The 26,031-nt window shown below is 70.2% G+C and carries 27 protein-coding genes, 1 tRNA gene, 1 pseudogene and 1 riboswitch; of the genes and pseudogenes, 22 read left to right on the top strand and 7 right to left on the bottom strand.

The window, feature by feature from the left end; all coding sequences use genetic code 11:
- The first annotated feature begins 349 nt into the window (after positions 1-349).
- The 6 genes from OG589_RS29395 to OG589_RS29370 all read left to right on the top strand — a co-directional run bounded on the left by OG589_RS29395 (position 350) and on the right by OG589_RS29370 (position 6,516).
- A complete protein-coding gene (locus tag OG589_RS29395; RefSeq protein ID WP_405141030.1) occupies positions 350-1,270 on the top strand; it encodes an ABC transporter substrate-binding protein in 921 nt (306 codons plus the stop codon).
- 104 nt (positions 1,271-1,374) lie between these two features.
- Entirely contained in the window at positions 1,375-2,154 is a 780-nt protein-coding gene (locus OG589_RS29390; RefSeq protein ID WP_405141029.1) for an ABC transporter permease, read from the top strand.
- The gene (locus OG589_RS29385) at positions 2,151-2,936 is read left to right on the top strand and encodes an ABC transporter permease (protein ID WP_405141028.1); all 786 of its coding nucleotides are present in this window, start codon (positions 2,151-2,153) and stop codon (positions 2,934-2,936) included. Before OG589_RS29390 ends, OG589_RS29385 begins: the two co-directional genes overlap by 4 nt.
- On the top strand, positions 2,929-3,693 hold the full coding sequence (locus OG589_RS29380; RefSeq protein ID WP_405141027.1) for an ABC transporter ATP-binding protein: 765 nt from the start codon (positions 2,929-2,931) through the stop codon (positions 3,691-3,693). Before OG589_RS29385 ends, OG589_RS29380 begins: the two co-directional genes overlap by 8 nt.
- Before the next feature lie 41 nt (positions 3,694-3,734).
- Positions 3,735-5,198, top strand: a complete 1,464-nt coding sequence (locus OG589_RS29375) for a benzaldehyde dehydrogenase (RefSeq protein WP_405152150.1) — start codon at positions 3,735-3,737, stop codon at positions 5,196-5,198.
- A 55-nt stretch (positions 5,199-5,253) separates the two neighbouring features.
- On the top strand, positions 5,254-6,516 hold the full coding sequence (locus OG589_RS29370) for a CynX/NimT family MFS transporter (RefSeq protein ID WP_405141026.1): 1,263 nt from the start codon (positions 5,254-5,256) through the stop codon (positions 6,514-6,516).
- A gap of 102 nt (positions 6,517-6,618) precedes the next feature.
- Here OG589_RS29370 and OG589_RS29365 read toward each other — a convergent pair.
- A pseudogene (locus OG589_RS29365) lies at positions 6,619-7,137 on the bottom strand (ABC transporter substrate-binding protein); the annotation flags it as partial.
- 205 nt (positions 7,138-7,342) lie between these two features.
- Between OG589_RS29365 and OG589_RS29360 the strand changes: the two are divergent.
- A complete protein-coding gene (locus tag OG589_RS29360; RefSeq protein WP_405141025.1) occupies positions 7,343-8,488 on the top strand; it encodes a glycerophosphodiester phosphodiesterase in 1,146 nt (381 codons plus the stop codon).
- Here OG589_RS29360 and OG589_RS29355 read toward each other — a convergent pair.
- Positions 8,439-8,948: a cysteine dioxygenase gene (locus OG589_RS29355; RefSeq protein ID WP_405141024.1), complete on the bottom strand. Its 510-nt coding sequence runs from the start codon at positions 8,946-8,948 to the stop codon at positions 8,439-8,441. The genes OG589_RS29360 and OG589_RS29355 overlap by 50 nt on opposite strands.
- Positions 8,945-9,844 (bottom strand): amidohydrolase, encoded by a 900-nt coding sequence (locus tag OG589_RS29350; RefSeq protein WP_405141023.1) that lies wholly within the window; start codon positions 9,842-9,844, stop codon positions 8,945-8,947. The genes OG589_RS29355 and OG589_RS29350 overlap by 4 nt, the downstream gene beginning before the upstream one ends.
- 192 nt (positions 9,845-10,036) lie before the next feature.
- Between OG589_RS29350 and OG589_RS29345 the strand changes: the two genes are divergently transcribed.
- Positions 10,037-11,053 (top strand): LacI family DNA-binding transcriptional regulator, encoded by a 1,017-nt coding sequence (locus tag OG589_RS29345; RefSeq protein ID WP_405141022.1) that lies wholly within the window; start codon positions 10,037-10,039, stop codon positions 11,051-11,053.
- Between the two features lie 10 nt (positions 11,054-11,063).
- Here OG589_RS29345 and OG589_RS29340 read toward each other — a convergent pair whose 3' ends face one another.
- On the bottom strand, positions 11,064-11,441 hold the full coding sequence (locus tag OG589_RS29340; protein WP_405141021.1) for a phage holin family protein: 378 nt from the start codon (positions 11,439-11,441) through the stop codon (positions 11,064-11,066).
- A gap of 142 nt (positions 11,442-11,583) precedes the next feature.
- Between OG589_RS29340 and OG589_RS29335 the strand changes: the two genes are divergently transcribed.
- From OG589_RS29335 to OG589_RS29310, 6 genes are all read left to right on the top strand, one after another.
- Positions 11,584-12,588 carry an NADP-dependent oxidoreductase gene (locus OG589_RS29335; protein WP_405141020.1) on the top strand — a complete coding sequence of 335 codons (1,005 nt, stop codon included), beginning with the start codon at positions 11,584-11,586 and terminating at the stop codon, positions 12,586-12,588.
- Positions 12,589-12,640: 52 nt separating this feature from the next.
- Entirely contained in the window at positions 12,641-12,916 is a 276-nt protein-coding gene (locus OG589_RS29330; protein WP_405141019.1) for a hypothetical protein, read from the top strand.
- Between the two features lie 30 nt (positions 12,917-12,946).
- Positions 12,947-13,345: an OsmC family protein gene (locus OG589_RS29325; RefSeq protein ID WP_405141017.1), complete on the top strand. Its 399-nt coding sequence runs from the start codon at positions 12,947-12,949 to the stop codon at positions 13,343-13,345.
- Between the two features lie 613 nt (positions 13,346-13,958).
- Positions 13,959-14,102: riboswitch (cyclic di-AMP (ydaO/yuaA leader) on the top strand.
- 298 nt (positions 14,103-14,400) lie between these two features.
- Positions 14,401-15,009 (top strand): hypothetical protein, encoded by a 609-nt coding sequence (locus OG589_RS29320; protein WP_405141016.1) that lies wholly within the window; start codon positions 14,401-14,403, stop codon positions 15,007-15,009.
- A 123-nt stretch (positions 15,010-15,132) separates the two neighbouring features.
- Positions 15,133-15,209: transfer RNA gene (locus tag OG589_RS29315), tRNA-Lys, on the top strand.
- A 226-nt stretch (positions 15,210-15,435) separates the two neighbouring features.
- Positions 15,436-16,761, top strand: coding sequence for an erythromycin esterase family protein (locus tag OG589_RS29310; RefSeq protein ID WP_405141015.1), 1,326 nt, complete (start codon positions 15,436-15,438; stop codon positions 16,759-16,761).
- On the opposite strand, the gene OG589_RS29305 is transcribed toward OG589_RS29310, so the two are convergent.
- Complete coding sequence (locus OG589_RS29305; RefSeq protein ID WP_405141013.1) at positions 16,762-17,460, bottom strand: hypothetical protein; 699 nt, start codon at positions 17,458-17,460, stop codon at positions 16,762-16,764.
- 298 nt (positions 17,461-17,758) lie between these two features.
- Between OG589_RS29305 and OG589_RS29300 the strand changes: the two genes are divergently transcribed.
- Positions 17,759-18,451, top strand: a complete 693-nt coding sequence (locus OG589_RS29300) for a hypothetical protein (RefSeq protein ID WP_405141012.1) — start codon at positions 17,759-17,761, stop codon at positions 18,449-18,451.
- A gap of 20 nt (positions 18,452-18,471) precedes the next feature.
- On the opposite strand, the gene OG589_RS29295 is transcribed toward OG589_RS29300, so the two are convergent.
- Entirely contained in the window at positions 18,472-19,104 is a 633-nt protein-coding gene (locus OG589_RS29295) for a hypothetical protein (protein ID WP_405141010.1), read from the bottom strand.
- Positions 19,105-19,567: 463 nt separating this feature from the next.
- Between OG589_RS29295 and OG589_RS29290 the strand changes: the two genes are divergently transcribed.
- The 3 genes from OG589_RS29290 to OG589_RS29280 all read left to right on the top strand — a co-directional run bounded on the left by OG589_RS29290 (position 19,568) and on the right by OG589_RS29280 (position 21,264).
- Positions 19,568-20,515 (top strand): hypothetical protein, encoded by a 948-nt coding sequence (locus OG589_RS29290; protein WP_405141009.1) that lies wholly within the window; start codon positions 19,568-19,570, stop codon positions 20,513-20,515.
- Positions 20,516-20,602: 87 nt separating this feature from the next.
- Positions 20,603-20,824, top strand: a complete 222-nt coding sequence (locus OG589_RS29285; RefSeq protein ID WP_405141008.1) for a hypothetical protein — start codon at positions 20,603-20,605, stop codon at positions 20,822-20,824.
- 236 nt (positions 20,825-21,060) lie between these two features.
- Positions 21,061-21,264 (top strand): cold-shock protein, encoded by a 204-nt coding sequence (locus tag OG589_RS29280; RefSeq protein WP_405141007.1) that lies wholly within the window; start codon positions 21,061-21,063, stop codon positions 21,262-21,264.
- 176 nt (positions 21,265-21,440) lie between these two features.
- Here OG589_RS29280 and OG589_RS29275 read toward each other — a convergent pair whose 3' ends face one another.
- On the bottom strand, positions 21,441-21,905 hold the full coding sequence (locus OG589_RS29275; protein ID WP_405141006.1) for a MarR family winged helix-turn-helix transcriptional regulator: 465 nt from the start codon (positions 21,903-21,905) through the stop codon (positions 21,441-21,443).
- Between the two features lie 138 nt (positions 21,906-22,043).
- Here OG589_RS29275 and OG589_RS29270 point away from each other — a divergent pair, with 138 nt between their 5' ends.
- The 4 genes from OG589_RS29270 to OG589_RS29255 all read left to right on the top strand — a co-directional run bounded on the left by OG589_RS29270 (position 22,044) and on the right by OG589_RS29255 (position 25,926).
- Positions 22,044-23,150, top strand: coding sequence for an NAD(P)/FAD-dependent oxidoreductase (locus tag OG589_RS29270; RefSeq protein WP_405141005.1), 1,107 nt, complete (start codon positions 22,044-22,046; stop codon positions 23,148-23,150).
- A gap of 216 nt (positions 23,151-23,366) precedes the next feature.
- The gene (locus OG589_RS29265; protein WP_405141004.1) at positions 23,367-24,341 is read left to right on the top strand and encodes an ABC transporter ATP-binding protein; all 975 of its coding nucleotides are present in this window, start codon (positions 23,367-23,369) and stop codon (positions 24,339-24,341) included.
- 9 nt (positions 24,342-24,350) lie between these two features.
- A complete protein-coding gene (locus OG589_RS29260; RefSeq protein WP_405141003.1) occupies positions 24,351-25,106 on the top strand; it encodes an ABC transporter permease in 756 nt (251 codons plus the stop codon).
- A 28-nt stretch (positions 25,107-25,134) separates the two neighbouring features.
- Positions 25,135-25,926, top strand: a complete 792-nt coding sequence (locus tag OG589_RS29255; RefSeq protein WP_405141002.1) for an ABC transporter permease — start codon at positions 25,135-25,137, stop codon at positions 25,924-25,926.
- The last annotated feature ends 105 nt before the right edge of the window (positions 25,927-26,031 follow it).

Genomic DNA, 26,031 nt, shown 5'->3' with positions numbered 1-26,031 from the left:
CGTCCCCGAGACCGCCCCCCAGCCCCCTCCGGAGCCCGTCCCGGAGCCCGTCCCGGAGCCCGTCCCCGAGACCGTCAGTGAAAGCCGGCCGTCTCTGAGAGCGGAAGCACGCCCACCTCTCTTCTGTTCGGCTCGCGAACAGAAGTTCTCAGCTGGACGGTACGTATCCCCAAGCGGACCGGTCAAGCGACACGTAACCGCAATGTTTCGCGGACGTTGACGCGATCTGCCCGCAGGCGTAGTTTCACTGACACGTTCATGTCAAGAACTCTCGTTCGCATAGCGAACACCACATTGCTCCGACACCCCCCTTGGAGTGCTGATGCGTCGCTCCGCTCGTATTTGTCTGGTGGCCGCCGCCCTCCTGGTCCCCGCGGCGGCATGTGGCTCCGCAGGCACCCCGCAGGGCGCCGGCGGGAAGGACAAGGTCACCGCCGGGGTGATCGCCATCGTGGACACCGCGCCGATCCATCTCGGCAAGGCCAAAGGTTTCTTCGACAAGCAGAAGATCGACCTGTCCATCACTCCTGTGCAGGGAGGCGCGGCGAGCATCTCGGGCGCGGTCGGCGGCCAGTTCCAGTTCGCCTTCGGCAACGTCACCTCGCTGCTGACCGCCAAGGAGCAGGGCCTGCCGATCAAGGTGGTGGCCAACGGCGTCTCCTCCACAGGAGAGCAGGGCAAGGACTTCAGCGCCGTGCTGGTGAAGCAGGACAGTCCGATCAAGTCGGCCAAGGACCTCGCCGGCAAGAAGGTGTCGGTCAACCAGCTCAAGAACATCGGCGACACCACGATCCGCTCCTCGGTGCGTAAGGCCGGCGGCGACCCCTCGCGGGTGACGTTCGTCGAGCTGCCGTTCCCCGACGCTCCGGCGGCGCTCCAGGCGGGCCGCGTGGACGCCATCTGGGTGGTGGAGCCCTTCGTCAGCCAGGCGATCTCCCAGGGAGCACGGCCGGTCGCGTGGAACTACGCCGACGCCGCCCCTAACCTCACCGTCGCGGCGTACTTCACCACCACCAAGACCGATCCCGACCTGGTCAAGCGGTTCACGGCGGCGATGGACGAGTCGCTGAAGTACGCCGACAGCCACCCCGAAGAGGCCCGCGAGATCCTCAAGAGCTACACCAAGATCGACCCGGCGGTCATCGCGAAGATCGTCCTGCCCAAGTGGCCGACGGAGATCAACCGCGAGTCCATCCAGACCATCGCGGACGACGCCCTCGGCGACGGCGTGCTGAAGCAGAAGCCCGACCTCGGGACCCTGCTGCCGTGACCGCTCCGACGGCCGGCGGGTCCGCCATGCCCCCCAGCGCCGGCGGGTCCGTGACGACCCGGAGAACCGGCGGCTCCGTGACGGTCCGGAGGCCCGGTGGGTCCGTGTTGACCGGGCCGGCCAGGGCCGCGTACGGCCTGGCGGGGCTGGCCTGCCTTCTGGCGGTGATGGAGGCGGTCCCCCGGCTGGGCGTCGTCGACCGGCGGTTCCTGCCGCCCGCGTCCGAGATCCTCGGCGCGCTGGCGGCGGAGCTGCGTACGGCCGCGCTGTGGATGGCCCTGGGGGAGACGATCGGCGGCTGGGCGCTCGGCCTGGCCATCGCGTTCCTCGCCGCCGTCGTCATCGGCGTCGTCATCGACGTGGTGCCGGGGCTGCGTGCGGCCTCCAACTCCACGGTCGAGTTCCTGCGGCCGATTCCCTCCGTGGCGCTGATCCCGCTGGCCACCCTGCTGTTCGGCGCCTCGCTCGGGTCCACGCTGCTGCTGGTGGTCTACGCCGCGTTCTGGCAGGTGCTCATCCAGGTCATGTACGGCGTCGCCGACGTGGACACGGTGGCCGAGGACACCGCCCGCTCCTACGGGCTGTCGCGATGGTCCCGTATCCGGCACGTGGTGTGGCCCACGGCCCTGCCGTACGTCATGACCGGCATCAGGCTCGCCGCGGCCGTAGCGTTCATCCTCGCGATCACGGCCGAGCTGGTCATCGGCAGCCCCGGGCTCGGCCTGGAGATCCAGATCGCGCAGTCCAGCGGCGCGGTCGCCACCATGTACGCGCTGGTGGTGCTGGCCGGGCTCGTCGGCATCGTGGTCAACCTGGCCGTGCGGACTCTGGAGCGCCGGGTGCTCGCGTGGCATCCGTCCGTACGAGGCGAGGTGGCGTCGTGACCCCGCCGAGCCAGGGCAGGGCTCGGGGGATCGGCCGGCGGCTGCTCCGCGTGCTGGGGCTGCCCGTCCTGCTCATCCTCGCGTGGTGGGCGTTCAGCGTGACGTCCGAGAGCTTCTACGTGCCCACCCCGCCGCGCATCGCCCAGGCGTTCGCCGAGACGTGGTTCTCGCGGCGTCTGCTCGACGACGCCCTGCCGAGCGTCGCGCGGTTGCTCGCCGGGTACGTCCTGGCGGCCGTCCTCGGCGTGGGCCTCGGGGTGCCGATCGGCCTTTCGGTACGGCTGCGCGCGGCGGCCGAGCCGGTGCTGGAGTTCTTCCGCGCGATCCCCCCGCCCGTGCTCGTCCCGCTGATCATGCTGCTGGCCGGCATCGACAACGGGATGAAGATCCTCGTCATCGTCTCCGGATGCGTGTGGCCGATCCTGCTGAACACGGTCGAGGGCGTCAGGGCGCTCGACCAGGTGCTCGCCGACACCTGCCGCATGTACGGCGTGCGGGGCCGGGCGCGGCTGCGGCACCTGGTGCTGCGCGGGGCCGGCCCGCAGATCATGGCGGGGCTCCGGCAGGCGCTGTCCATCGGGATCATCCTCATGGTGATCAGCGAGATGTTCGCCAGCAGCAGCGGGCTCGGATTCACCATCGTGCTGTTCCAGCGCGGTTTCGCCATCCCCGAGATGTGGAGCGGCATCCTGCTTCTCGGGTTGCTGGGGTTCGGGCTCTCCGTGCTCTTCCGGTGGCTGGAACGCCGCGTCCTTTCCTGGCATTGGAGCCACCGTGCTTGAGGTCACCGGCCTGAAGAAGATCTACGAGACCACCGGGCGCGAGGCGATCGGCGACCTGACCTTCCAGCTCGACGCGGGCGAGCTGGCCTGCGTCGTCGGCCCGTCAGGATGCGGCAAGACCACGCTGCTGCGGTGCGTCGCCGGGCTGCTCGCCCCGACGGCCGGCACGATCCGCGTCGGCGGCGTCCCGGTGACGGGGCCGCCCGACAACATGGCCGTCGTGTTCCAGGAGTACGGCCGCAGCCTGTTCCCGTGGATGACGGTCCAGCAGAACGTCGAGCTGCCGCTGAAGGAGAAGAGGCTGCCGCGCCCGCGCCGCGCGGAGCTGGTCGCCGAGTCGCTCGCCGCCGTGGGCCTGGCCGACGTGCCGCGCTCGTACCCCTGGCAGCTCTCGGGCGGCATGCAGCAGCGGGTGGCGATCGCGCGGGCCCTGGCGTACGAGCCGGAGGTGCTGCTCATGGACGAGCCGTTCGCGGCCGTCGACGCGCAGACCCGCGCGGAGCTGGAGGACCTGGTGCTCCGCATCTGGCAGCGGCTCGGCACGACCACGCTGTTCATCACGCACGACATCGACGAGGCCGTCTACCTCGGCCGGCGGGTGATCGTGCTGTCGGCGTCCCCCACCGTCGTGGTGGAGGACGTCAAGGTGGACCTGCCGCACGAGCGTGACCAGCTCACCACCCGGGCGCTCCCGCGCTTCACCGAGCTGCGCGGCCAGGTGTACGCCCAGATCCAGCGAGCGAAGGACGCCCGGTGAGCACCGGCGGGCGGCACGGCACCACGGAAAGGGGATTCGTCGTGGACTTTCTTGATCCCAAGGTCTGGTCCGGATCGGTGTTCGGCGGTGACGGCTGGGTGCCGTCCCAGGCCGGTGACGCCCCGGTGATCGCGCCCGCCACCGGGCACGAGATCGGCCGGGCCGGCGTCGCGGGTCCCGCGGACGTCGCCGCCGCGTCCGTACGGGCCGCGAAGGCCCAGCGCGAGTGGGCCGCCGCCTCGTTCGAGGAGCGCGCGGGCGTCCTGCGCAGGGCCGGCCGCCTGTTCGAGGAGCACGCCGCCGAAATCCAGGGATGGCTGATCCGCGAGTCCGGCTCGATCCCCGGGAAGGCGGGCTTCGAGACCCACGTCGCCGCGCAGGAGTGCTACGAGGCCGCCGCGCTGGCCTCCCAGCCGCCCGGCGAGATCCTGCCGACCGCCAAGAAGCGCCTCAGCCTCGCGCGCCGCGTGCCGGCCGGGGTCATCGGCGTCATCTCGCCGTTCAACGCGCCGCTGATCCTCGGCATCCGGTCCGTCGCGCCCGCGCTGGCCCTCGGCAACGCGGTGGTGTTCAAGCCCGACCCGCGTACCGCCGTCTGCGGCGGAGTCGCGGTGGCCCGCGTGTTCGAGGAGGCGGGCCTGCCTCCGGGCCTGCTGCACATGCTGCCCGGCGGCGCCGGCGCGGGGGAGGCGATGGTCGCCGACCCCCGCATCCGTGTCATCTCCTTCACCGGCTCGACGGCGGCGGGGCGCAGGGTGGCAGAGCTCGCCGCCCGGCACCTCAAGCGCGTCCACCTGGAGCTCGGCGGCAACTCCGCGCTGATCGTCCTCGACGACGCCGACCTCGACCTCGCCGTCTCGGCGGGTGCGTGGGGGTCGTTCTTCCACCAGGGCCAGATCTGCATGACCTCGGGACGGCACCTGGTCCACGCCTCGATCAAGGACGAGTACGTCGAGCGGCTCGCCGCCAAGGCCGACCACATGCCGGTCGGCGACCCCGCCACCCAGGAGGTCGCCCTCGGCCCGCTCATCGACGAGCGCCAGCGGGACAAGGTCCACGCGCTGGTCACCGGGAGCGTCGGCGGTGGCGCCCGGCTCGCGGCGGGCGGTACGTACGAGGGCCTCTTCTATCGCCCGACCGTGCTGACCGACCTGACGCCGTCCGCGCCCGCGTACGCCGAGGAGGTCTTCGGGCCGGTCGCGCCGGTCATGGCGTTCTCGTCGCCGGAGGAGGCGGCGTCCCTGGCCGCCGACAGCGAGTACGGGCTGTCGCTCGGCATCCTGACCCGCGACGCCATGAAGGGGCTGGCCCTGGCCGACCTCATCCCCACCGGCATCGTCCACATCAACGACCAGACCGTGGACGACGAGGCCGTCGCGCCCTTCGGCGGGGTCGGGGCCTCCGGCACCGGATCGAGGTTCGGCGGCACCAGGGCCAACATCGAGGCGTTCACCGACACCCAGTGGGTGACCATGCAGGGCGACATCGCCAGATACCCATTCTGAAAGGCCGGTATCCGCACGTAAGCATTCGGATGGCCACCGATAGGCTCCCGACCCTATGACCAGTTCCACCTCGGAGCCCGAACCCGAGCCGGGATCCCCCGCGACCGGAGCCCCTCGGGAGCCCGCGACCGTCACCGGAACCGCGCCCGGAGGGCTCGGCAGGGGGCAGGTGCTGCTGATAGCGGGCTTCGTACTGGCCTCGCTCAACCTGAGGCCCGCCCTCGCCGGGATGTCGCCGCTGCTCAGCGAGATCATGGACGACCTCTCGCTGTCCCCCGCGGCGGGCGGGGCGATCACCACGGTCATGGTGGTCTGCCTCGGCCTGCTGGCTCCGGTCGCGCCCGCCCTGGCGACGCGCCTCGGCCTCGACCGCACGCTGCTGATCGGCCTGCTCATCCTCGCCGCGGGGGTCGTCCTGCGCGGGGTGGGCGGCCTCGTCGCGCTGTACGCCGGGTCCGCCGTCGCGGGCACGGCCATCGCCATCATGAACGTGGTCATGCCCGGCGTGGTGAAACAGCATTTTCCGCACCGCGTCGGGCTCTTCACCGGCATCTACGTCTCGGGCCTGGTGACGGGCGCGGCCACGGCGTCGGCGATCATGGTGCCTATCGAGGAGGGGTACGGCTGGCGCGCGGCGGCCGGATCCGTGGCGGTCCTGGCGCTGGCGGCGGCGGCGCTGTGGGCGCCGCAGGCCCTGCGGCGGCACCGTCGCGACCGGGACGGCGGCGGGCACAGGCCGTACGCCATGCTGCTGCGCAGGCGCGTGACCTGGTACGTCATGGCCTTCATGGGCTTCCAGTCGCTGACGTTCTACATCATGCTGGCCTGGCTGCCGACGATCTTCCGTGACGCGGGGCTGCCCGCCGACCAGGCCGGCTACCTGCTGGCGCTGACCAACCTCGCGCAGATCGCCGCCACGCTCACGGTGCCGGTGCACGCGGGACGCGCCCGGTCGCAGGTGCCGCACATCGTGGTGGCCGCGCTGCTGACCGTCGCCGGGTACCTCGGCGTGCTGATCGCCCCCGTCACGCTGCCGTGGCTGTGGATGATCGTGCTCGGGGTCGGTCAGGGCGCCTCGATAGCGCTCGCCCTGCTGATCATCGCCCTGCGGGCGCCCGATCCCGCCTCGGTCACCGCGCTGTCGGCGGTGGCGCAGTCGTCCGGCTACCTGCTCGCGGCACTCGGCCCCTTCCTCATCGGGCTGCTCCACCAGCTCTCCGGCGGCTGGACGCTGCCGCTGGTGACCGGCCTGCTCGTCTGCGGCGTCCAGCTCGGCTTCGGCGTCCTCGCCGGGCGTCCCGTGCCCGCCGAGGCGTGACCCGGCGGGCACCCGGTCACGGGTAGGTGGGGATGAGGTCGGCGTGTCGGGATCGGCCTGCCGGGAGTAGTACCACGCCTCCCAGGGGACGACGGTCGAGACGCACGGGATCCCCTGGGCCTCGCACACCGTCGCGACCGGGTTGGTGGTCTCGGGGGCGGAACTGGTGAGGATCATGTCCGCGTGGTCCCGCAGCACCAGCTCGCGCGCGACCTCGGACGCCCGGCCCGGGTCCGACCGGGTGTCCTTGACCACGATCTCGACCTCGTAGGTCTTCCCGCCGACCGTGAAGCCCTTGGCGTACGCGGCGGTCGCGCGCACGCGGTCGACCACGAAGCCGTCTCCGGAGGCGAAGCCGGCCAGCGACCCCGTCCGGGGGCTGACGTACCCGATCACGATCTTGTTGCCGGTCCTGGCGCCGGGGCCCTTGGCCGAGCCGCACGCGGTCGTGCCGGCGGCGAGGGCTCCGAGGCCCACGCCCTTCAGGAGGGTGCGACGGGGCAGGGACGGTCCGTTCACAGGAGACTCCTCATGAGGTGTCCGATATGTGATGTGCGAAGAGCGACCAGCCCCGGGGCGAGGCGAGCGAGCCCCAGAGGCCGTGGTGCGGCAGGACGCCATTCGGCCCCACGATGCCCAGGGCCCCGGCAATCGCGTTCCCCTAAGCAGTGATCCTTTTAGGTGCTGATAATTGTGGATGAATGGTGACTGGCGCTGGTGATCGCGAATAGTCGCCGGTCGTCAATGGTGGTGGGCGATGCCGTGCCCGGGAGCCCCCTGCGTGTCGACGGAGGGATGAGCATCTGACCAGGCCTAACATCGACCGGTGATCGTCTTTCCGTGGGTACTGGCCGGTGTGGTGTCCCTGCTGCCGGGCGGAATGACCGCCGTCTCCGCCGCGCACGGCGCCGGCGGGCCGGGCCCCCGCCCGATCGTCATCGGGCACCGCGGCGCCTGCGCGTACCGGCCGGAGCACACCCTGCTCTCGTACGAGACCGCCGTCCAGATGGGCGCCGACTTCATCGAGCCGGACCTGGTCTCCACCAGGGACCACGTGCTGGTGGCCCGGCACGAGAACGAGATCTCCGCAACCACGGACGTCGCCACGCATCCGGAGTTCGCCACGCGCAGGACCACCAAGGTGATCGACGGGCGCAGGCTGACGGGATGGTTCACCGAGGACTTCACCCTGGAGGAGCTGCGCACGCTGAGGGCCGTGGAGCGGCTGCCCGGGCTGCGTCCCGGCAGCGCCGCCTTCGACGGCCGGGCCCGTATCGCGACGTTCGACGAGATCGCCGCCCTGGCCCGCCGGGCCGGAGTCGGCCTCTACCCCGAGACCAAGCACCCGGGCTACTTCGCCTCCATCGGGCTGCCCCTGGAGGAGCCGATGCTCGCGACCCTCGGCCGGTACGGCTGGCGCGAGCGGTCGGACCCGGTGTTCATCCAGTCCTTCGAGACCGCCAACCTGAAGGCGCTGCGCGGCAGGACACGCCTGCGGCTCATCCAGCTCCTGGAGTCGTCAGGGGCTCCCCAGGACCTGGTGCTCGCGGGCGACCCGCGCACCTACCGCGACCTTTCGACCCCCGAGGGGCTGCGCGAGATCGCCACGTACGCCGACGGCATCGGCCCCTCCGTGCGCCTGGTGGTGCCGACGGACGCGGGCGGCACCCTCCAGGCCCCGACCACGCTCGTCGAGGACGCGCACCGGGCGGGCCTGGCCGTGCACGTCTGGACGATCCGCCCGGAGAACTCGCAGCTCCCCGCCGACTTCCGCGTGGGCGACCCGGCGGCGCCCGGGTACGCGAGCGCGCACGGCGACGTGGCCGGCTGGCTCAGGAGGCTGTACGAGCTCGGGGTCGACGGGGTGTTCACCGACGACCCCGGCATCGCACGGCGTACCGTCGACGGGCTCCGCACGCCGGTCAGACCAGTGCCTCGGCCTCCGTCTGGCGCAGCTCGTCCGCGTAGCTGAGAGAGACCCGGCGCATGACACCGTCGGTGCTGATCGAGTACTGGCCGAGGCGCCACAGCGGGGGAGAGTAGGCGTGGATCGAGACGCTGGTCTCCGCGTGCCCGTTGACCCGGTGGATGTGGTCGGGCCCGAACGAGATCGCGTCGCCCTCGGACAGCAGGGTCTCCAGGTGCTCGCCCCCGATGCGGGGGTTCGACTCCTTGAGCGTGCCCTCGACGACCCGCAGGGCCCCGGAGGAGACGTCGTGGTCGTGCCACCCGGTGTCGTCGTCGGGGCGCCAACAGATGAGCCACACGTCGACGTAGGAGTCCCGGTAAAGGGAGGCGTAGTGGCGGGCCTCTCCGGACTCGCCGAACGTGACGTGGTGCGACCAGAGCTCAGGCCGCTCCGCCAGATCCTCGACGAGATCGCGCAGCTCGCGCTTGTCGAGAAATCGGTCGGGCAATGACTCCCAGCTCATCTGGGCACAACTCCTTCCATATCTAGCAGGCGCATCGGATTGGTCACCGATATCTGGTGGGTGGCGGCCTCGCCGAGCATGGCGTCGGGCGGTGAGGCGTAGGGGGCGTCGGAACCGAGGACGACGACCTCGATGCCGAGCACCCGGGTGATCGCGTCGATGGCCTTGTGGCCGTACGACGAGGTCTCCAGGAAGGCGTTCGGGTCGACGACGCCCCGGGTGGAGCCGCCCCGGGTGATGAAGCGCTCCACGTGCAATGGCGCGAGGCCGCCGAGCAGTGCGAAGCAGACGCGCAGCCGCGGGTGCCGTGGGCGGCCGAACGCCTGGAAGGCGTACCAGGCGGCGTGCATCTGCTGGACGTACGGGACGACCGCCGGCCACCACGCGGGCCCGTCAGGCGCCCCGGCCGGGCCCGGATGGACGAACAGCGGCAGGTCGCGCTCCTCCAGCAGGTCGAGCAGTGGCGCGACCCTGGCGAAGCCCCCGGCGTCGAGCAGGGTGGTCGCGGGGAGCTGGAGACCGGCGAAGCCGCAGTCCAGCACCTTGGCGGTGCGCGCCGGGTCGATCTCGGTCACGCAGGTGGACGCCCACGCACTGAACGACGCGGGCAGTTCGAGCGCGCCCTCGTGGTAGGCGGTGAGCAGCGGCCAGGCGTCGGCGGGCGGCAGGTGCTCGATGCCGAGCGGGCTCGACAGCGACACCAGGGCGAGGTCGAGACCGTGCTCGCGGTTGAACGCCAGCCGGTGGCCGAGGTCGTGGTCGAGGGGGTTCGCCGCGAAGGGCTCCTCGCCGTCGAGGTGCAGGGTCCAGCCATCGAGGAACGGCGGCTCCGTGCGCGCCCGTAGCGCGCCGACGAATCCGGGCGTCCAAATGTGCTGGTGCACATCGATGCTCACCGCTGTCACCTCCTGGGGACCACACTATCCGACAATTCCTATCGACATTATCGGGTATGCCTGGGGACATGCTGTGAAACGGTTCACTGATTCGTTTCAGTGAACCGCTTCACCTCCTCGGCGTCAACACTCTGTCCAGACATCGAGACGGCAGGCCCCTCGCGCCGGGGGGATTCCGCATAGGCTGGCTTGATGCCGCGCTCCCAGCCACGCAAACGGGCGACGATCCGCGAGGTGGCCCAGGCGACCGGGCTGTCGCCCGCGGCCGTGTCCTACGCGCTGCGGGGCATGCAGGTGTCCGAGGAGACCATCGAGCGGGTGCGCCAGGCCGCCGCCGAGCTGGGGTACGAGGCCGACCCCATCGCCCGGGCCCTGGCGAGCGGCCGCACCGGCATGATCGGTCTGCTCTGCGGGTCCCTGGAGGATCTGTGGCAGCAGTCGCTGGCGTTCGGCATCGGCCGGGCCCTGCGCGACAAGGACCGCTACGCGCTCATCCTCGACGCCGCGGGCGACCCCGCGCGCGAGCGCACCCTGGCACGCCAGCTCCGCGACCAGCGGGTCGACGGCCTGATCGTGCAGCCCGTCGACCCGGCCGCGCCGCTGTGGGCGCAGCTCGCCGAGACGCTGCCGGTGGTCTCCATCGGCGACGCCCTGCTCGACGCCCGCACGGCGGGGGAGGTCGTCTTCGACAACCGCAGGGGGGTCACCCTGGCCCTTGAGTACCTCAGGGGGAAGGGCCATCGCCGCGTCGCCGTGCTGACCCCGACGCGGTCGAGCACTCCCGACCGTCCCGCCGACGTCCACGTGACCGCCGAGGCCGAGCGCCTGGGGCTGGACATCGACGTCGTGACCGCTCCCCACGGGCTGGCCGCGACCACCAAGGTGGCGTGCGAGCTGCTCGGCGGCGACGCCAGGCCGAGCGCGGCCTTCTGCTTCTCCGACTCCATCGCCTACGGGGTGTACGCGGCGGCGGCCGAGCTGGGGCTGCGCGTCCCCGACGAGATCTCGGTCATGGGGTACGACGACCACCCGATGTCAGGGCTCCTCACCCCCGGCCTCACCTCGGTCAACTGGGACATCGACGGCATCGTGCGGGCCGCCGTGCGGCTGGTGGTCGCGGCGGCCGACGGGCAGAACCGCAGGCGCAGGATCATCCAGGCGCCCGAGCTGCGCGAGCGGGGGTCCGTCGGCCCGTGCCGGCCCTCGTAGATTTCTCCGCTCAGTCCTCGTTGAGACCGAGGAGCATGTCGAGGAGCCAGGTGATGAGGCCGACGAGGATCGCCCCGAGGAAGGCCGTCCAGAAGCCGCTCACGTGGAACGGCAGCTTGAGCTGCTCGGCGATCCAGCTCGTGAGCAGCAGCAGGAGGGCGTTCACGACCAGCGCGAACAGGCCCAGCGTCAGCACGTAGAAGGCGCAGCCGAAGGTCTTGATGATCGGCTTGAGCACGGCGTTCACGAGGCCGAAGATGAGGGCGACCGCGAGGAGGGTGGCCGCGGACTTCTCCGTGGTGGCCCCGGAGACGGTGATCCCGGGGATCAGGCGCGTGGCCGCCCAGAGCGCCGCCGCGACGACAAGGATCTTGATAATGATCTTCACGCTCCCGATGGTCGCACGTGCACGCGGGCGAGCGGTAGGGGCGGAAGGTCCGGGGCTCCCGGTCCTGGGGCCGGTGAAAGATCGTTTTAACAGGGAGTGTTCGCTGGAGGGGTGGCCCAATCAGGATCGAAGGGGGTACACCATGACACGCGCGATCACGCTGCGGTCGCGGCCCGTCGGCTGGCCGACAAAGGACGATTTCGAGCTGGTCGAGCTGGAGCTCCCGCCACTGCGTGAGGGCCAGATCCTGGTGCGCAACCTCTACATGTCGGTCGATCCCTACATGCGCGGGCGGATGAACGAGGGCGAGTCGTACGTGCCGCCCTTCGAGCTGGGCGAGCCGCTGCGCGGCGGCGCGATCGGCGAGGTGGTCGAGACCCTCGCTCCGGAGTTCCGGATCGGCGACATCGTCCTGCACGACTACGGCTGGCGGGAGCACGCCGTGCTGGACGCCTCGGAGGCGCGCCGGATCACGCCCCTGCCGGGTGTGCCGCTGTCCGCCTACCTCGGCGTGCTCGGCATGCCGGGCCTGACCGCGTACGTCGGGCTGCTCGACATCGCGGCCTTCAAGAAGGGCGACGCGGTGTTCGTGTCGGGGGCCGCGGGCGCGGTCGGCAGCCTGGCCGGGCAGATCGCCCGCCTCAAGGGCGCCTCCCGGGTGGTCGGCAGCGCCGGCTCTCCCGCCAAGGTCGCGCACGTGATCGAGAAGCTCGGCTTCGACGACGCGTTCGACTACAAGGCGGACGGGCCGGTCGTGGAACAGCTCAGGCGCGCGGCCCCCGACGGCATCGACGTCTACTTCGACAACGTCGGCGGCGAGCACCTGGAGGCCGCCATCGACGTGTTCCGCCGGTACGGCCGCACCGCGGTGTGCGGGGCCATCTCCGTCTACAACGAGGCCGAGCCGGTCTGCGGGCCGCGCAACCTCTTCCTGGTGATCGGCAAGCGGCTCACGCTGCGCGGCTTCATCGTCGGCGACCACGCCGACCGGATGCCCGACATGATCGATGAGGTCGGCGGGTGGCTCCAGGAGGGCAGGATCACCTTCGAGGAGACCGTCGTGGAAGGGCTGGAGAACGCTCCTGACGCCTTCATCGGCATGCTTCGGGGGGAGAACCTGGGCAAGATGATCGTTCGGCTGGCCTAACGTGCATATCCCCCTGATCGCGGGGAAAGGGCCATAAAGGGGGTGAGCCGTAATGGACCAGGACGAGCTGCAGTCGCTGACGCCCAAGGAGCTTCACGACAGGGCGGTGCGCTACGCCGTGGCGCACGGCGACTTCGGCTTCCTGTGGGAGCTCCTGAAGGTGATCCCGGCGGCCGAGGCCGCGAGCGGTCACGCGGACGAGACGGCCAACGACCTCAGCCGGGTGTCGGCGCTGCTCAGCGACGCGATGGCCTCCGGTGAGGGCGAGCTTGGCGAGGCGCTGCGCCCCGTCTACATCGCCTACCTTTCCGAGCACCCCGACGCCTGAGCGTTCCGCGCCGGCTCTAGGCTCCAGGGCATGGCATCGGTGAATGTGGAGCGTACTGACAACGGCTTCGTGGCGCGCAACGCGCGCGGAGCGGAGGTCGCGATGGGCAGCGGCGACGAGGAGGGGGTCTTCACCCCCGTGGAGCTGCTGCTCGCCGCGGTCGGAGGCTGCAACATCGTGACCGTCGAGCCGCTCACCGCGCAGCGCGGGCACAGGCTCGTACGGCTGGCGATGACGGTCCAGGCGGACAAGGTCGAGCCCACGCTGCTCGGCCCGGTCACGATCACTTACGACGTCGAGCTGCCCGAGGGCGACGCGCAGGCGGACGAGGTCTTCCGCGCCGTGGCGCACCGGGTCCATGAGCGGCACTGCACGGTGAGCCGCTCCCTGGAGAAGGGCACCGAGGTCAAGGTCGAACTGCCTGAATAGCCGCCTGGCCCGGCGGGTCCGGCCGTACCCGGTCATCCCAGCGAGTTAGACCGAATCTATACCCTGGGATGACGAGTAGCTCAGGCCCCGGTATGTAGTGTTAAGGCAGGTCAAGAGGGATGCGACCAGCCGCCCGAGAGGGCGCCGCAGAGCTTTTTGCCGGAGAAGGACGCGGTGGGGGACCGCGTCCATACTGCGGGACCGCCCGATGCGTTTGGGGGAAGGCATCGGCGCTGGACCGTATAGATCGGGGCCGGGCAGGCGGGGGACTGCCCGGCCCCGATTCATGTCTCCCGGCCTTCGGCCCTGAACGTTCCGCCGCACGTCCCCGCTCGCGCACGCCCGTCTCGTCGTACGGGCGTGCGCTTTCTTTCGCCGCCATTCGGGTGACCCTCTTCATCACCGGTCACACCGGTCACACCCGTCACATTGATCTCCCATCCGGCCCCTACGCTTAACTCGCCATGCGCCCAGATGTCCGAAGTATGGGGGTTTGTGGTGCGAAGGTAGATCTAATAATGCTTTGTAGTCATTTCGTTTGCTTTGTCCTGACTCGGTGGGTAAGGTTTCAACCACGAAAGAGACGGTGACCTGGTCTTCAGTCCGAAGGCCGCCGACTCGAATGTCGAATCTCCAGGGCTCCAGGGCTCGGGGGAACCGGGGACCCAATCCCTTGGGGTGAATCCGCGCGAGCGGTAGGGCGTACTCCAAGCCCGAACCCGTCAGCTAACCCGGTAGACGTGATTGGAGAGGAGACCCGAGTGGAGCACCCCACTCCGCGCAGTCAGTCCACCGGGCAACCCTAGACCCGGATCTTCGCCGTCAGAAGCGGCAAGTCGGCTGGTAGCAGCCGTGCACCGAGCGACACACCCTCTGTGACACATGGTGGCGAGTGCCACCGCTAACCGACCACGTACGAATGCGGGCTCAGCGCCGCGATGGACCGTGAACCGGTCTCGCTTACGCCCTGAGAACGCTTTCCATCCCCCGCACCGAACTCTTGACCACTCGGAGCGCGGGTCCCCTTGTCTTCTGATGAAAGATCCTTCCCTCCCATGGCCTTTTTCCAGAACACCCCTAGAAGTCGATGGACATCTCGCTTCGCCGGCGTAGCCCTCGCATGCGCCACCGCCGTCTGCACGACCGCCACGGCCCGCGCCGACGACCAGCCGGTCACCTCCGTTCCGGTCCAGGCCGAGAAGCCGATGTTGCTCAAGGGCTCTACGAAGGCCTCCTACTTCTGGGACGACGCCTCCGGCCGCATGGGTGACACGGGACTGCCCGCCATCGGCAAGCCCATGCAGAAGGGCCTGTTCGCCAGCCCCTGCTGGCCCCTCGGCACCGAGGGGTACGTCCTCTACAAGGACAAGAAGGCACCCTTCTTCATCGGTGACCGCGGCCCGGGCATCCCGTCCGAGAGCGGCGTCATGCTGGACATCGACGGGAAGACCTTCGCGGAGCTGACCGGCGGAACCTTCAGCAACTCCTCCCTCGTGGTGACCGGCTTCAACGCCGGCCACATCAAGGTCGACTACGTCATCACCAAGTGGGGCGACGGCGTGGGCAAGAAGAACTACCCGGTGCCGTTCTCGAGCGGCGCGTGGGGCGTCATCGACAAGAACCCCGCCAAGCCCCCGATCCCGGTGGTCCTCGCCGCCGACTGACCCCCGGAGCCCCCCCCGCGCGGAAGGCCTCCCGGGAACCATGTGAAAGCCCCACAAGAAGGCACGTAAAGCCACCGCGGATGTGCGGAGGTTGGCCAGGACTGCTAAAGTCACCGTAGTCACGCGCCGCTAGCTCAGTTGGTTAGAGCAGCTGACTCTTAATCAGCGGGTCCGGGGTTCGAGTCCCTGGCGGCGCACCACAGCTTTGATCGGTGACCTGGGCGCTCTCCACTTCGCGGAGGGCGCCCACAGTCATTTCCGGCCCCCTTGCGCTCGGAGCTTGGCGGGAACCGCCCCTGGGGGATCATCACCTGAGTGGTACCGCTGTCTGTAGGGCCGATCTTCCCGCTGGCGGCATGGTGGCGGCCTCAGCCCCGCTGAAATGGTGGTCGCACCGAGTACCCGATCCACCAGGAGAAGATCCACATGCGGAGCGCACCCCGTCGGCGCCGGTTCTTTCCACCCCTCGCCGCCGCCCTGCTGGCGGCCGTGGGCACGGCCGCCCTGGCACAGCCCGCCGCGGCCGGCGGCTACGATCCCGTGCCCGAGCTGCGCCGGAAGGCCCATTCGCTGAGCGGTACCGCGCCGTCCGGTGACCTTGGCGACCTGCGCCCGCTCGGCCGGGCCGTGGGCGACGCCAAGGTGGTGGGGCTGGGCGAGGCCACGCACGGAGCGCACGAGTTCTTCACGATGAAGCACAGGGTGTTCCGCTATCTCGTCGAGGAGAAGGGTTTCACGACCTTCTCCCTCGAAGCGGGCTGGAGCGCGGGGCTGCGGCTGAACGACTATGTCCTGCACGGGAAGGGCGACCCGAAAACGATCATCAACGAGGAGTTCGGCAAGCTGGGCATGTGGACCGTCCAGGAATACCTGGACCTCATCGGGTGGATGCGCGGGTACAACGCGCACCACGTGAGGAAGGTCCAGTTCATGGGCAACGACGCCAACTACCCCGCTTTGGGTGGGCAGCTCCCGAAGCTGGTGACCGGCTACGCGCGGCGTCACCAGCCCGCCCTGCTGCCGGAGCTCGACGCCCTCTACCGCAACCTGCGCGCCGTACGGGATGCCGACGCCTTCTGGAGCCTGCCGCCGGTAGAGCGCGAGGCATTGGTCTCCCAGGCCGGCCAGGCCCTTGACCTGCTGCGACGGAATCCGGGGCCCGACCAGGAGAGCCACGCGTGGGCGGTGCAGAACGCGCGCTCCATCGTCCAGACCGCCACGGCGCTGTCCTTCGACCCCGGCGACCCGGAGCAGGTGAGCAAGGGCCTCCGGTACCGCGACAAGATCATGGCCGACAACGTCGCGTGGTGGCGGGAGCACACGGGGGAGAAGATCCTGCTGTCGGCCCACAACGCCCACGTGGCGTACGTGCCGTACGACGCGAAGCTCTACCCCAAGGTGCAGGGCGCCTTCCTGCGCGACCGGCTGGGCGCCCGCTACGTCGCGATCGGACTCGCCTTCGGCCAGGGGTCCTTCAGGGCGCAGGACGCGGACGGCCGGTGGGGCGCCGTCACGGTCGGGCCTCCCGCGAAGGGAGGGAACAACGAGGCGTTGGGCCGGGTCGGCTCGTCCGGCTACTTCCTGGACCTGCGCACGACGTCCGCCTCGGCCCGCGCCTGGCTCGACAGGCCCCGGCGTACGCGCGACGCCGGCAGGCTCTGGCCCGAGCCCGAGCGCATGGTCTCGCTGGGAAGGTCCTACGACGCGCTGATCTATCTGCGCGAGACCACGGCCGCGCGTCCCCTGCGCTGATCAGGCGAAGCGTTCGATGGTGACGGGGATCAGTCCTTGCTCGCGGATCGCCTGCCTGTGGTGGTGGAGCAGCGTGCCGATGCCCGGGTCCGGCCCGGGGCCCGGGTTCACGGTCACGTCGAGGCACCAGGCGATGCCCGCCCCGATCCGGCGCAGCTCCCAGGTGACCGTGTGGCCGGCGGCGGTCGCCGTCGCCGTACCTACCACGTGCGCCCGGGGGTCCGCCTGATCGCCGGCCGGCTCCAGCCTCAGCGCCGACCGCAGGCGGGCCAGGCCGCGCTCGTGCAGGTCTCCGGCGAACAGGATGCGGTAGAGGCGCTTCTCGTCACCCGGTGAGCCCAGGTCCAGCGGGTCCTCGGCGGGCAACGGCTGGCAGTCGTGGAAGAAGGCGCGGATCCGTGCTTCCTGCGGCAGTTCGCCCCCGCCGAGCATGGTGTAGGCGTCGGCGGCGTCGGCGCGGCTCACCGGGACCACCCGCTCTCGCAGCAGGGCGTCGGTGCGGATGGCGCGGCTCAACGCCGGGCGATCGCGCCAGGCACCCGTCGCGGGCGTCCACTCGACGCCCGCGATACCGGCCGCGGTGTGGTCGCCGCGCAGGAGGAACTCCTCGACCAGGATGACCGACGGCAACGCCCCACGGCCCCGGTCGCCCGCCGCGGCGAAGATCAGGTAGTAGTCCAGCGGCGGGTCATCCCTCATCAGGGCCTCTCCGCCCACCCTTAGCGGCGAGCCCTCGGCCCCTGGCCATCGCGGACCGTACCGCGCATCCCCACCCACCGTCACATGATCCCCTCCGGGGGCGGCAAGGGCAACGTGCCTTCCGGCGGTCCCTGCTTGCCCGCCGCCGCCCGTGCCGTGCCGCCACCATCGGGAAGTTCGCGGATCACTCGTGACCTTTCCTCCCGGCGGCCGGATTTCCGCACCGGGCACCGGAACATGGACGTGGATCAACGGAACCGTTATCTTCAACGCCACAGCGACCCGAGAGGAGCCGTGGATGGCGCAGAGGACGAGCAGACCACCCCGGGTGCCTCCTCAGCCGGACGTTCGCCGGCCGGGCCTCCGCCGCTCCGTGATCGCCGTCCTCGTCGTCGCGCTGGTAGCGGGCGCGGCGGGAGCGGCGATCGGATATGCCGTCGGCCGCCCCGGCGCCGATCAGGTCGCCATCACCGAGCTGCGGAAGGCGGACGCGAAAAGAGACGTCCAGCAGATCGGGGAGCTGACCGCCCTGGCGCGAGCCACCGCCGGCGATCTCGACAAGGTGCTGTCCGGACTCGCCGAAGCGATCCCCAAGGACAAGACGTCGAATGCGAAACCGGCCACTCCCGTGCAGATCGAAGAGTGGCAGCGGACTCTACGCCAGGCGGCCGAGAGGCATGCGGAGACGCCGTCCGGGACGACCGCCACGAACGTGGCCCGTGGGGGGTTCCGCAGCGCGGTGAACGCCATGACCGCCGCGGTCGACACCTACGCGGCGAGCCAGCGGCTTCCCGTCGGAGTGCGGGAGACCTTCGCCGACCTCGCCGCGCGCCAGCGTTCCGCCGCCATCGCGATGTGGTCCGTCGCCGCGACCCAGCTCGACCAGATCAACGTCGACGCGGGCAACGGCCACCAGCATGCCTACCTGACGGGTACGCCAGAGGACGGCGCCATCACCGCGGACGAGGTTCCGGAGGGCAGGCCGCACTGACACACATAGGCCCGTGACGGTCATTCGTGCGGCGCCGCGCGCCTTCGCCTGAGTGACATCCTGACGAAGTAGGCGCCAAGGAGAATGGCGGCCACTCCGCTTCCCACCACGATGCCGAGGCTCTGGCCGTCGATTCCCGTGAAGGGCAGGTTCCCTGTTTGACGCGGTACGGGCGCGGTGGTCGGGGTGTGGATTATGGCGGGGAGTTCGTTTCCGAATTCGTGGGATTCCAGGCGCGTGCTGCCCTTGTCCTTGTACGGGGAGTCGCCGAATTCATGGACCTCCACGTGGTTGCTCCAGGTGTGGGTCTCGGTGTTCGGCCCCTTTCCGAACTGGCGTGATCCCGATTCGGTGTGCGAGGTTCCGGCGGGGAGGTCGTCGAGATCCCACGGTGCCGAGTCCGTGGTCGAGGCGCCGGTCCCGGTCACAGGGTCGCCGCCGGGCCGGGGCGGGTCCGGACGGCCGGCCGGGCTGCCGCTCGGCACGGGAAGCACCCGCACCGACACCCCGGTGGAGGCCGCCCCGTCCTCGCCGGGGACCGCCTCGCCCGCCGTGCGGCGCCCGTCCCCCTCACCGTCGTGTCCGATCGCCGAGGCGGCCATGGCCGTGGGCGCACAGACGGCCAGCAGGACCGCGACCTCGATTCCCAGCACGATTGACCTGAGCCGTCCACGCATGGTTTTCCCCCGGATAACTTAAATTCTGCCCATTTGATCGCCTGTTGCACATCTATCGGCCTTTCTCGAATTTACCCATTTCAAGCGGGATATCACCGCGATTACGACTTGTCCTGCGCTGTCCGACTGGAGCCTCTGGCCCGACGCGCCGGATTCCGGGATTACCGGATATATGCGGCTGAGCGCGCCGCTCGGCAATGCAAATTTCCGGAAAATGATCGTGTACTTCTGTGCAACGTCCGATAAATGGGGTTAATGTCAGAATTGTCATCTTTGTGAAGGTGTTCGTGCGGCGATGATTCCGCGTGAGACCCGCCGAAGAGGGTTGCGAGCGATCATTCTTGACACTCTGAGTGATCATTCGGATACTGCCTGCAAATGATCACGGTCAGGCAGGGATACTGCGGATGGAAACGGTTGTACTCGGACGGGTGCCCTGATGAAGGGCGTCGTGCCCCGCCGGCTCGGGCGGAAGCTGTGCGGTGTCCTCTCGGTGGCCTGCCTTCTCGCGGCGCAGTGCCCGGCCGTCCTCGCCTTGGCCAGGCCCACGCCAGGGTTCTCGTTGCAGGTGAGCCCGGCCCGCCTGGTCATCCCTGCGGGGACGGTCTCCACCGCCCAGCACTTCCAGGTGACCAACGGAGGCCGGACGCCATACGACGTGATCGTCGAGAAGGCCGACTTCACCGCGAGCGAGAAAGGTGCGCTGAACTTCAGGCCCGACGCCCCCTACGCCGCGTCGGCCTGGGTGAGCGTCGACCCCGTGCGGTTCCGGATGGCGCCCGGCACGACCAGGAACGTGACCGTCCGGATCACGGTGCCCGCCGCCCCGGAGCCGGGCGACCACCAGCTCGCCCTGCTCTTCAAGGTCCCGGCCCGCCGCGACGCGGGCAACTTGCGGATCAACCGGGTGATCGCGGCCCCGGTGTTCATCACCGTCCCCGGCTCCATCGACAGCTCGGTCGAGGTCACGGACCTCCGCGCGCCGGGGTTCGTCATGGACGGTCCCGTGCCCATCACCACGAGGATCCACGACTTCGGCACGGTGCACCGCGACTTCCGCGGCACCGGGCGGCTGCACGTGCGGGTGGGCGGGAGCGATCTCACCTTTCCCGACTTCACCGTGCTGCGCGGCTCGACCCGTGAGGTCAGCACCCGGTGGAACCCGCCGCTGATGTGCGTCTGCCACGCGACCGTCTCCATCCCCGGGCCGGGCGAGGGCGCGCACACCGCCACCGTGAGGATCGTCGTCTTCCCGCTGCACCTGCTGGTGGTCCTGCTCGTCGCGATGGCGGCGCTGCTGCTGCTCGGCTGGCACGCGCGACGCCGCTACCGGGCGAAGGTGCTCGCCGCCGCCCTCCACCGGACCGAGGACGGTTCCCATTTCTAGACCTCACGCCGGCACCCGGCCACCGGCCGCCGCCTTCGGCCGGGCGCCGCGACTCCGCCGCCTGGCCGCCCGGGTCGCGCTCGCGGGGTGCTCGGCCTCTTCGGCGCCACCAGCGTCCCCACCTCGCAGGGCCTGGACGTGACGTTCAACCTCTACCAGTACGGAGGCACCCAGGCCGCCGGCCCCGCCCTCGGGCGCGGGCCCTGGTACGCGGCGGCCGGCGCGGGAGCGCTGCTGGCGGTCTGCCTGGGCCTGCTCGTACGCGGCAGGAGGTACCGGCGCGTACGCGACGGCCAGGTGGGCGAGTGATCGGCGGCGGCGACCCCTGACCGGTCGCCCGGGGCGGTCGCCGGCAGGTGGGGGCGCCGGTGTGCTAGGCTCATGCCAGTTGCAGTTGTGGTACCCATAAACTCTGTGTGCACCTGACGAGACGTAACCTTCAGGTGCATTTTTGTTTGCCGGTCATCTCCGGATGGGCTCATCGCGGCGACGCGGAGTCGGCACAGTGCCGATTCCGGCTCGACCCCCTATCGAAGGAGACTGACATGGCTACTGGCACTGTGAAGTGGTTCAACGCGGAAAAGGGCTTCGGCTTCATCGAGCAGGAGGGCGGCGGCGCCGACGTCTTCGCCCACTACTCCAACATCGCCGCCTCGGGCTTCCGTGAGCTCCAGGAGGGCCAGAAGGTGTCGTTCGACGTCACCCAGGGCCAGAAGGGCCCGCAGGCGGAGAACATCGTTCCCGTCTGATCTGACGCGCGTAACAGGGCCGGGGCCCGCACCTTCGAGGTGCGGGCCCCGGCTCGTTTCATGTGCGGGGCGCCCGAAGGCTCATGTGCGGGGCGCCCGAAGGCTCATGTGCGGGGCGCCCGAAGGCTCATGTGCGGGGCGCCCGAAGGCTCATGTGCGGGGCGCCCGAAGGCGGGTCAGGCCTCGGTGCAGCCGGGGTCGTCAGGCGTGGTCCTGATGCGGCTCAGGAGCCGGTGGAGCTGGGCGATCTCATCCTCGTCGAGGTCGGCGAACAGCTCGCGCTCGACCTCGGCCAGCGCCTGCTCGACCCTGGTGAGCGTGCAGGCCCCCGCGGTGGTCATCTCGACGATGTGGCGGCGCCGGTCGGCGGGATCGCGGCGGCGCTCGGCGAGCCCGTCGCGTTCGAGGTCGTTGAGGATCGCCACCAGCACGCTGGGATCAACGCCCAGCGCCTCGATGAGCGCCTGCTGGCCCATGGGGCCGCTCTCGGCGAGGTTCATCAGCGCCACCGCGTGCCTTGGGGTCAAGCCGGTCACGCCGAGCGCGTGACGCATGCGTTCGTTCGTGATGCCGCCGTGGCGGGCCAGGAGCAGGCCGAGACGGTCCACGGCTCTGGGCGCCTGGATGTCCTCGACTCTCATATCCATACCGTAACACACACGAAATGATCGAGCCTGGAATATAATTGAAGGGCTTCAACGATATGTTAGGGTCAACGAGCTGCGCCCGGCCGTGCCGGACCTGCGCGCTTCCGTCCAGGAACAAGATCGGGGACCCTTATGAGTGACATCGCACCTGCCTGGCAGCCCACCGTGGCGGTGATCGGCGGCGGATACGGAGGCATCCGCGTCGCCAAGGCGCTCGACGACGTGGCCGACGTCGTGCTGGTCGAGCCCAAGGACGCCTTCGTCCACAACGTCGCGGCTCTGCGGGCCCTGGTGGACCCGGCGTGGCTGCCGCGCATCTTCATGGCGTACGACAACCTGCTCGCCCGTGGCCGGGTGGTCCGCGACCGCGCCGCCACCGTCGACTCCAAGCGGGTCGTCGTCGGCTCCGGCGAGGAGATCGCCGCCGACTACATCGTGCTGGCGACCGGCTCCACCTACCCCTTCCCCGGCAAGACCGACGCCACGGAGACCGAGGTCGCGCACGAGCGCTACCGGGCCTCGCATCGGGCGCTCGCCGACGCCGACCGGGTGCTGCTGGTGGGCGCGGGCCCCGTGGGCCTGGAGCTGGCCGGCGAGATCAAGGCCGTCTGGCCCGGCAAGCACGTCACCATCGTCGACACGGCCGACGACATCCTCGCCGGTCCGTACATGCCGGAGCTCCGCGCGGAGCTGCGGCGCCAGCTGGACGAGCTCGGCGTGGAGCTGCTGCTGGGCGGCGCCCTGCGCGAGGCGCCTCCCACCGAGCCCGGCACCGCCGGGACGTTCACGGTGACGACCGCGACGGGCACCGAGATCACCGCCGACGTCTGGTACCGCTGCTACGGCACCACCCCCATCACCGGCTACCTCGCCGACGACCTCACCCCTGCCCGCACGCCCGGGCAGCTCATCGAGGTCACTCCCGAGCTGCGGGTGCTCGGCCAGGACACCGTCTTCGCGCTCGGCGACATCATCACCGTGGGCCCGCCGATGGCCGGGTACGCCGGGCGCCAGGCCGAGATCGTCGCGGGCAACATCCGCGCGCTGATCACCGGCGAGGGCGAGGTCCAGGCGTACGAGCCGATGCCGCCCGTCATCGTCGTGCCGCTCGGACCCGAGCGCGGCGCGGGCCAGCTCCCCGGACAGGACGGCGTCGTCGACAGCTCCGTCATCGCGGACATCAAGGGCAGGGGCCTGTTGGTGGGCCCCCTGGCCGAGATCCTCGGCATCGCCGGGTAGCCCGGCTCCCACGCCCCGGCCATCCTGCGGCCGGGGCGCAGGGCGGTCCGGCCGATGCGCCCTCGCGCCGGTTTCGGCTCATGGCGAACCCGCATTGCATCGCACTGTAAATATGTTGCGTGATTTAAGTCGGGTATTGCAGACTTCGGTGAAATTACTCACTGATGATCTGTGGCTGAGGTGACCGGCCGCACCGGAGAGCCAGAGGTGTGCAGGGTGAGCGACGGCATGGAGGCGCCTCTGATCGAGGCGAAGGGCCTGGTGAAGACCTACCCCGCCAGGGACAGGCCCGGAGGCGTCTTCCAGGCGGTGGCGGGCCTGGACTTCCACGTCGGCAGGGGCGAGGCGTTCGGCTTCCTCGGGCCCAACGGGGCGGGAAAGTCGTCGACCATGCGAATGCTCGGCTGCGTGTCCCCGGTGACCTCGGGCACCCTCCGCATCCTCGGCATGGACCCTGCGCGCGACGGGCGCAGGATCAGGGCCCGCCTCGGCGTCGTGCCGCAGGACGACGCGCTGGACGCCGAGCTGACCGTCCGCGAGAACCTGCTGATGTACGGCCACTACTTCGGCCTCTCCCGCCGCGTGCTCGCCGAGCGCGCCACGCGCCTGCTGGAGTTCGCCCAGTTGGAGGACAAGGCCGGCGACCGCGTGGAGGCGCTCTCGGGAGGCATGCGGCGGAGGCTGACCATCGCCCGCTCGCTGATCAACGAGCCTGACGTCCTCCTCCTGGACGAGCCCACCACCGGCCTCGACCCGCAGGCGCGCCACGTCCTGTGGGACCGGCTGTTCAGGCTCAAGCAGCAGGGCGTGACGCTGCTGCTCACCACCCACTACATGGACGAGGCCGAGCAACTCTGCGACCGGCTGGTCGTGATGGACAAGGGGCTCATCGCCGACGAGGGCTCACCCCGGGAACTGATCGAACGCCACTCCACACGCGAGGTCCTGGAACTGCGGTTCCGGCTGGACGAGCAGGAGCAGGCCGCGGAGAAGGTCCGTGCCCTGGTCGGCGCGCGCGGGGGAGAGCGGATGGAGGTCCTGCCGGACCGCCTGATGATCTACACCCCCGACGGCGAGGACGCGCTGGCGGCCGTCACCGCCGCGAGGCTGGCCCCCGTGACGGCGCTGGTGCGCCGGTCCACCCTCGAGGACGTGTTCCTGCGCCTCGCCGGCCGCTCGCTGACGGACTGAGGAGGCGGCGTGTTCCTTCGCGAGTTCTCCGCCTGGATGCTCCGCTACCGCCGCACCTGGCGGTCGACCATCGTCGTCAGCGTGGCCAACCCGCTGCTGTTCCTGCTGGCCATCGGCGCCGGGCTCGGGCGGCTCGTCTCTCCCGAGTCCCTGGACGGCATGTCGTACCTGGAGTTCTTCGCTCCGGGGATGCTCGCCGCCGCCGCCATGCAGAACGCCTACATCGAGTCGGCGTTCAGGGTGAACAGCGCGCTGCGCCGCGAGCGCGGCTACGTGGTGGCCGCCGCGACGCCGCTTGAGCCCAGGGACATCATGGCCGGCCACCTGCTGTTCATGGCGTTCCGCGTCGCGTCCAGCGCGCTGGCGTTCGCCGTGGTGATGGTGGCCTTCGGCGCCTCCCGCTCGCCGCTGGTGGTGCTCACCGTGCCCGCCGCCCTGCTGACCGGCATGGCCTTCGCGACCCCGCTCGCGGCGTGGGCGGTCACCGTGGAGAGGTTCGCCACGCTCAACACGATCTTCCGGTTCGTCCTGATGCCGATGTACCTGCTGTCGGGCACGTTCTTCACCCTGGACGCGCTCCCCGAGTGGCTGCGGCCGGTGGCGTACGTCCTGCCGCTGTGGCACGGCGTCGACCTGTGCCGCACTCTGAGCCTCGGGACCGCGACCCCGGTGGCCTCGCTGATCCACGTCGCCTACCTGACCGCCCTCGCCGGGGGCGGGGTGGCGGCGGCCCTCGTGACCTACCGGCGACACCTCCATTTCTGAAGGCTCTGAAGGTTCTGAGAGGAGCCACATGCCGGCCCTGGAAGCCCCCGCCGTCCCGCGCGGGGGCGGCGCGCACCTGCTGCTGCTCCGCAACCTGTGGGTCCACAAGGGTCACAGCCCCTGGACCATGGCCCTGTACTCGATCTTCGAGCCCGTGCTGTACCTGCTGGCCATCGGGGTCGGCGTCGGCCGCATGATCGGCGACGTGGCCGGGGTCGACGTCGGGTACGCCTCCTTCGTCGCCCCCGGACTGCTGGCCACGGCGGTCATGAACAGCGCGCTCCACGAGACGATGGAGGCCGCCTTCACCAAGTCGAAGTACGACAGGTTCTACCAGTCGGTGCTCGCCACTCCCGTCACCGTGACCGGCGTCGTGGTGGGGGAGGTGGCGTGGGCGATGACGCGGGCCCTCATCACCGCCGTCGGCTTCCTGGTGGTGATCGCCGTGTTCGGGCTGGTGCCCTCCGCGTGGGCCGTGGCGTCGCTGCCCGGGGCGCTGTTGGTCGCCTTCGCCTTCGGGGCCACGGGGCTGGCCACGACGACGTTCATCAGGGGATGGCACGACTTCCAGTACGTCCAGCTCGTGCTGCTGCCGATGTTCCTGTTCGCGACCACCTTCTACCCGGTCACGGTCTATCCCCGGCCGGTGCAGATCTTCGTCGAGCTGCTGCCCCTGTACCACGGCATCCGGCTCCTGCGAGGTCTCACCCTGGGCCACGTCGAGTCCGGCATGATCGTGAGCGTGGCGTATCTCACGGTCATGGGGGTGCTCGGTCTGGTGGTCGCCCGGCGCCGGTGGGCGCGCATCCTGCTCCACTGACCCCGGCCCGGCTCACCGCCGTCCCTTCTCGCCTGTGAAGTGCCCACCGGTTCGACGGCACAGGGGGAGGCGGAGCGCGCGGGATCCGTGATACGGATGTGGGAG

This window comes from Sphaerisporangium sp. NBC_01403 (assembly GCF_045040145.1).
GTDB lineage: Bacteria > Actinomycetota > Actinomycetes > Streptosporangiales > Streptosporangiaceae > Sphaerisporangium > Sphaerisporangium viridialbum.
This window is presented reverse-complemented; position numbering and strand designations above follow the sequence as displayed.

Excerpts from the sequence above, each read along its gene's own strand:
- OG589_RS29325 (WP_405141017.1), top strand. The coding sequence starts at position 12,947 with ATGGCATCGGTGAATGTGGAGCGTACTGACAACGGCTTCGTGGCGCGC.
- OG589_RS29280 (WP_405141007.1), top strand. The coding sequence starts at position 21,061 with ATGGCTACTGGCACTGTGAAGTGGTTCAACGCGGAAAAGGGCTTCGGC.
- OG589_RS29255 (WP_405141002.1), top strand. The coding sequence starts at position 25,135 with ATGCCGGCCCTGGAAGCCCCCGCCGTCCCGCGCGGGGGCGGCGCGCAC.
- OG589_RS29355 (WP_405141024.1), bottom strand. The coding sequence starts at position 8,948 with ATGAGCTGGGAGTCATTGCCCGACCGATTTCTCGACAAGCGCGAGCTG.
- OG589_RS29330 (WP_405141019.1), top strand. The coding sequence starts at position 12,641 with ATGGACCAGGACGAGCTGCAGTCGCTGACGCCCAAGGAGCTTCACGAC.
- OG589_RS29270 (WP_405141005.1), top strand. The coding sequence starts at position 22,044 with ATGAGTGACATCGCACCTGCCTGGCAGCCCACCGTGGCGGTGATCGGC.
- OG589_RS29310 (WP_405141015.1), top strand. The coding sequence starts at position 15,436 with ATGCGGAGCGCACCCCGTCGGCGCCGGTTCTTTCCACCCCTCGCCGCC.
- OG589_RS29300 (WP_405141012.1), top strand. The coding sequence starts at position 17,759 with ATGGCGCAGAGGACGAGCAGACCACCCCGGGTGCCTCCTCAGCCGGAC.
- OG589_RS29370 (WP_405141026.1), top strand. The coding sequence starts at position 5,254 with ATGACCAGTTCCACCTCGGAGCCCGAACCCGAGCCGGGATCCCCCGCG.
- OG589_RS29290 (WP_405141009.1), top strand. The coding sequence starts at position 19,568 with ATGAAGGGCGTCGTGCCCCGCCGGCTCGGGCGGAAGCTGTGCGGTGTC.
- OG589_RS29305 (WP_405141013.1), bottom strand. The coding sequence starts at position 17,460 with ATGAGGGATGACCCGCCGCTGGACTACTACCTGATCTTCGCCGCGGCG.
- OG589_RS29335 (WP_405141020.1), top strand. The coding sequence starts at position 11,584 with ATGACACGCGCGATCACGCTGCGGTCGCGGCCCGTCGGCTGGCCGACA.
- OG589_RS29320 (WP_405141016.1), top strand. The coding sequence starts at position 14,401 with ATGGCCTTTTTCCAGAACACCCCTAGAAGTCGATGGACATCTCGCTTC.
- OG589_RS29275 (WP_405141006.1), bottom strand. The coding sequence starts at position 21,905 with ATGAGAGTCGAGGACATCCAGGCGCCCAGAGCCGTGGACCGTCTCGGC.
- OG589_RS29345 (WP_405141022.1), top strand. The coding sequence starts at position 10,037 with ATGCCGCGCTCCCAGCCACGCAAACGGGCGACGATCCGCGAGGTGGCC.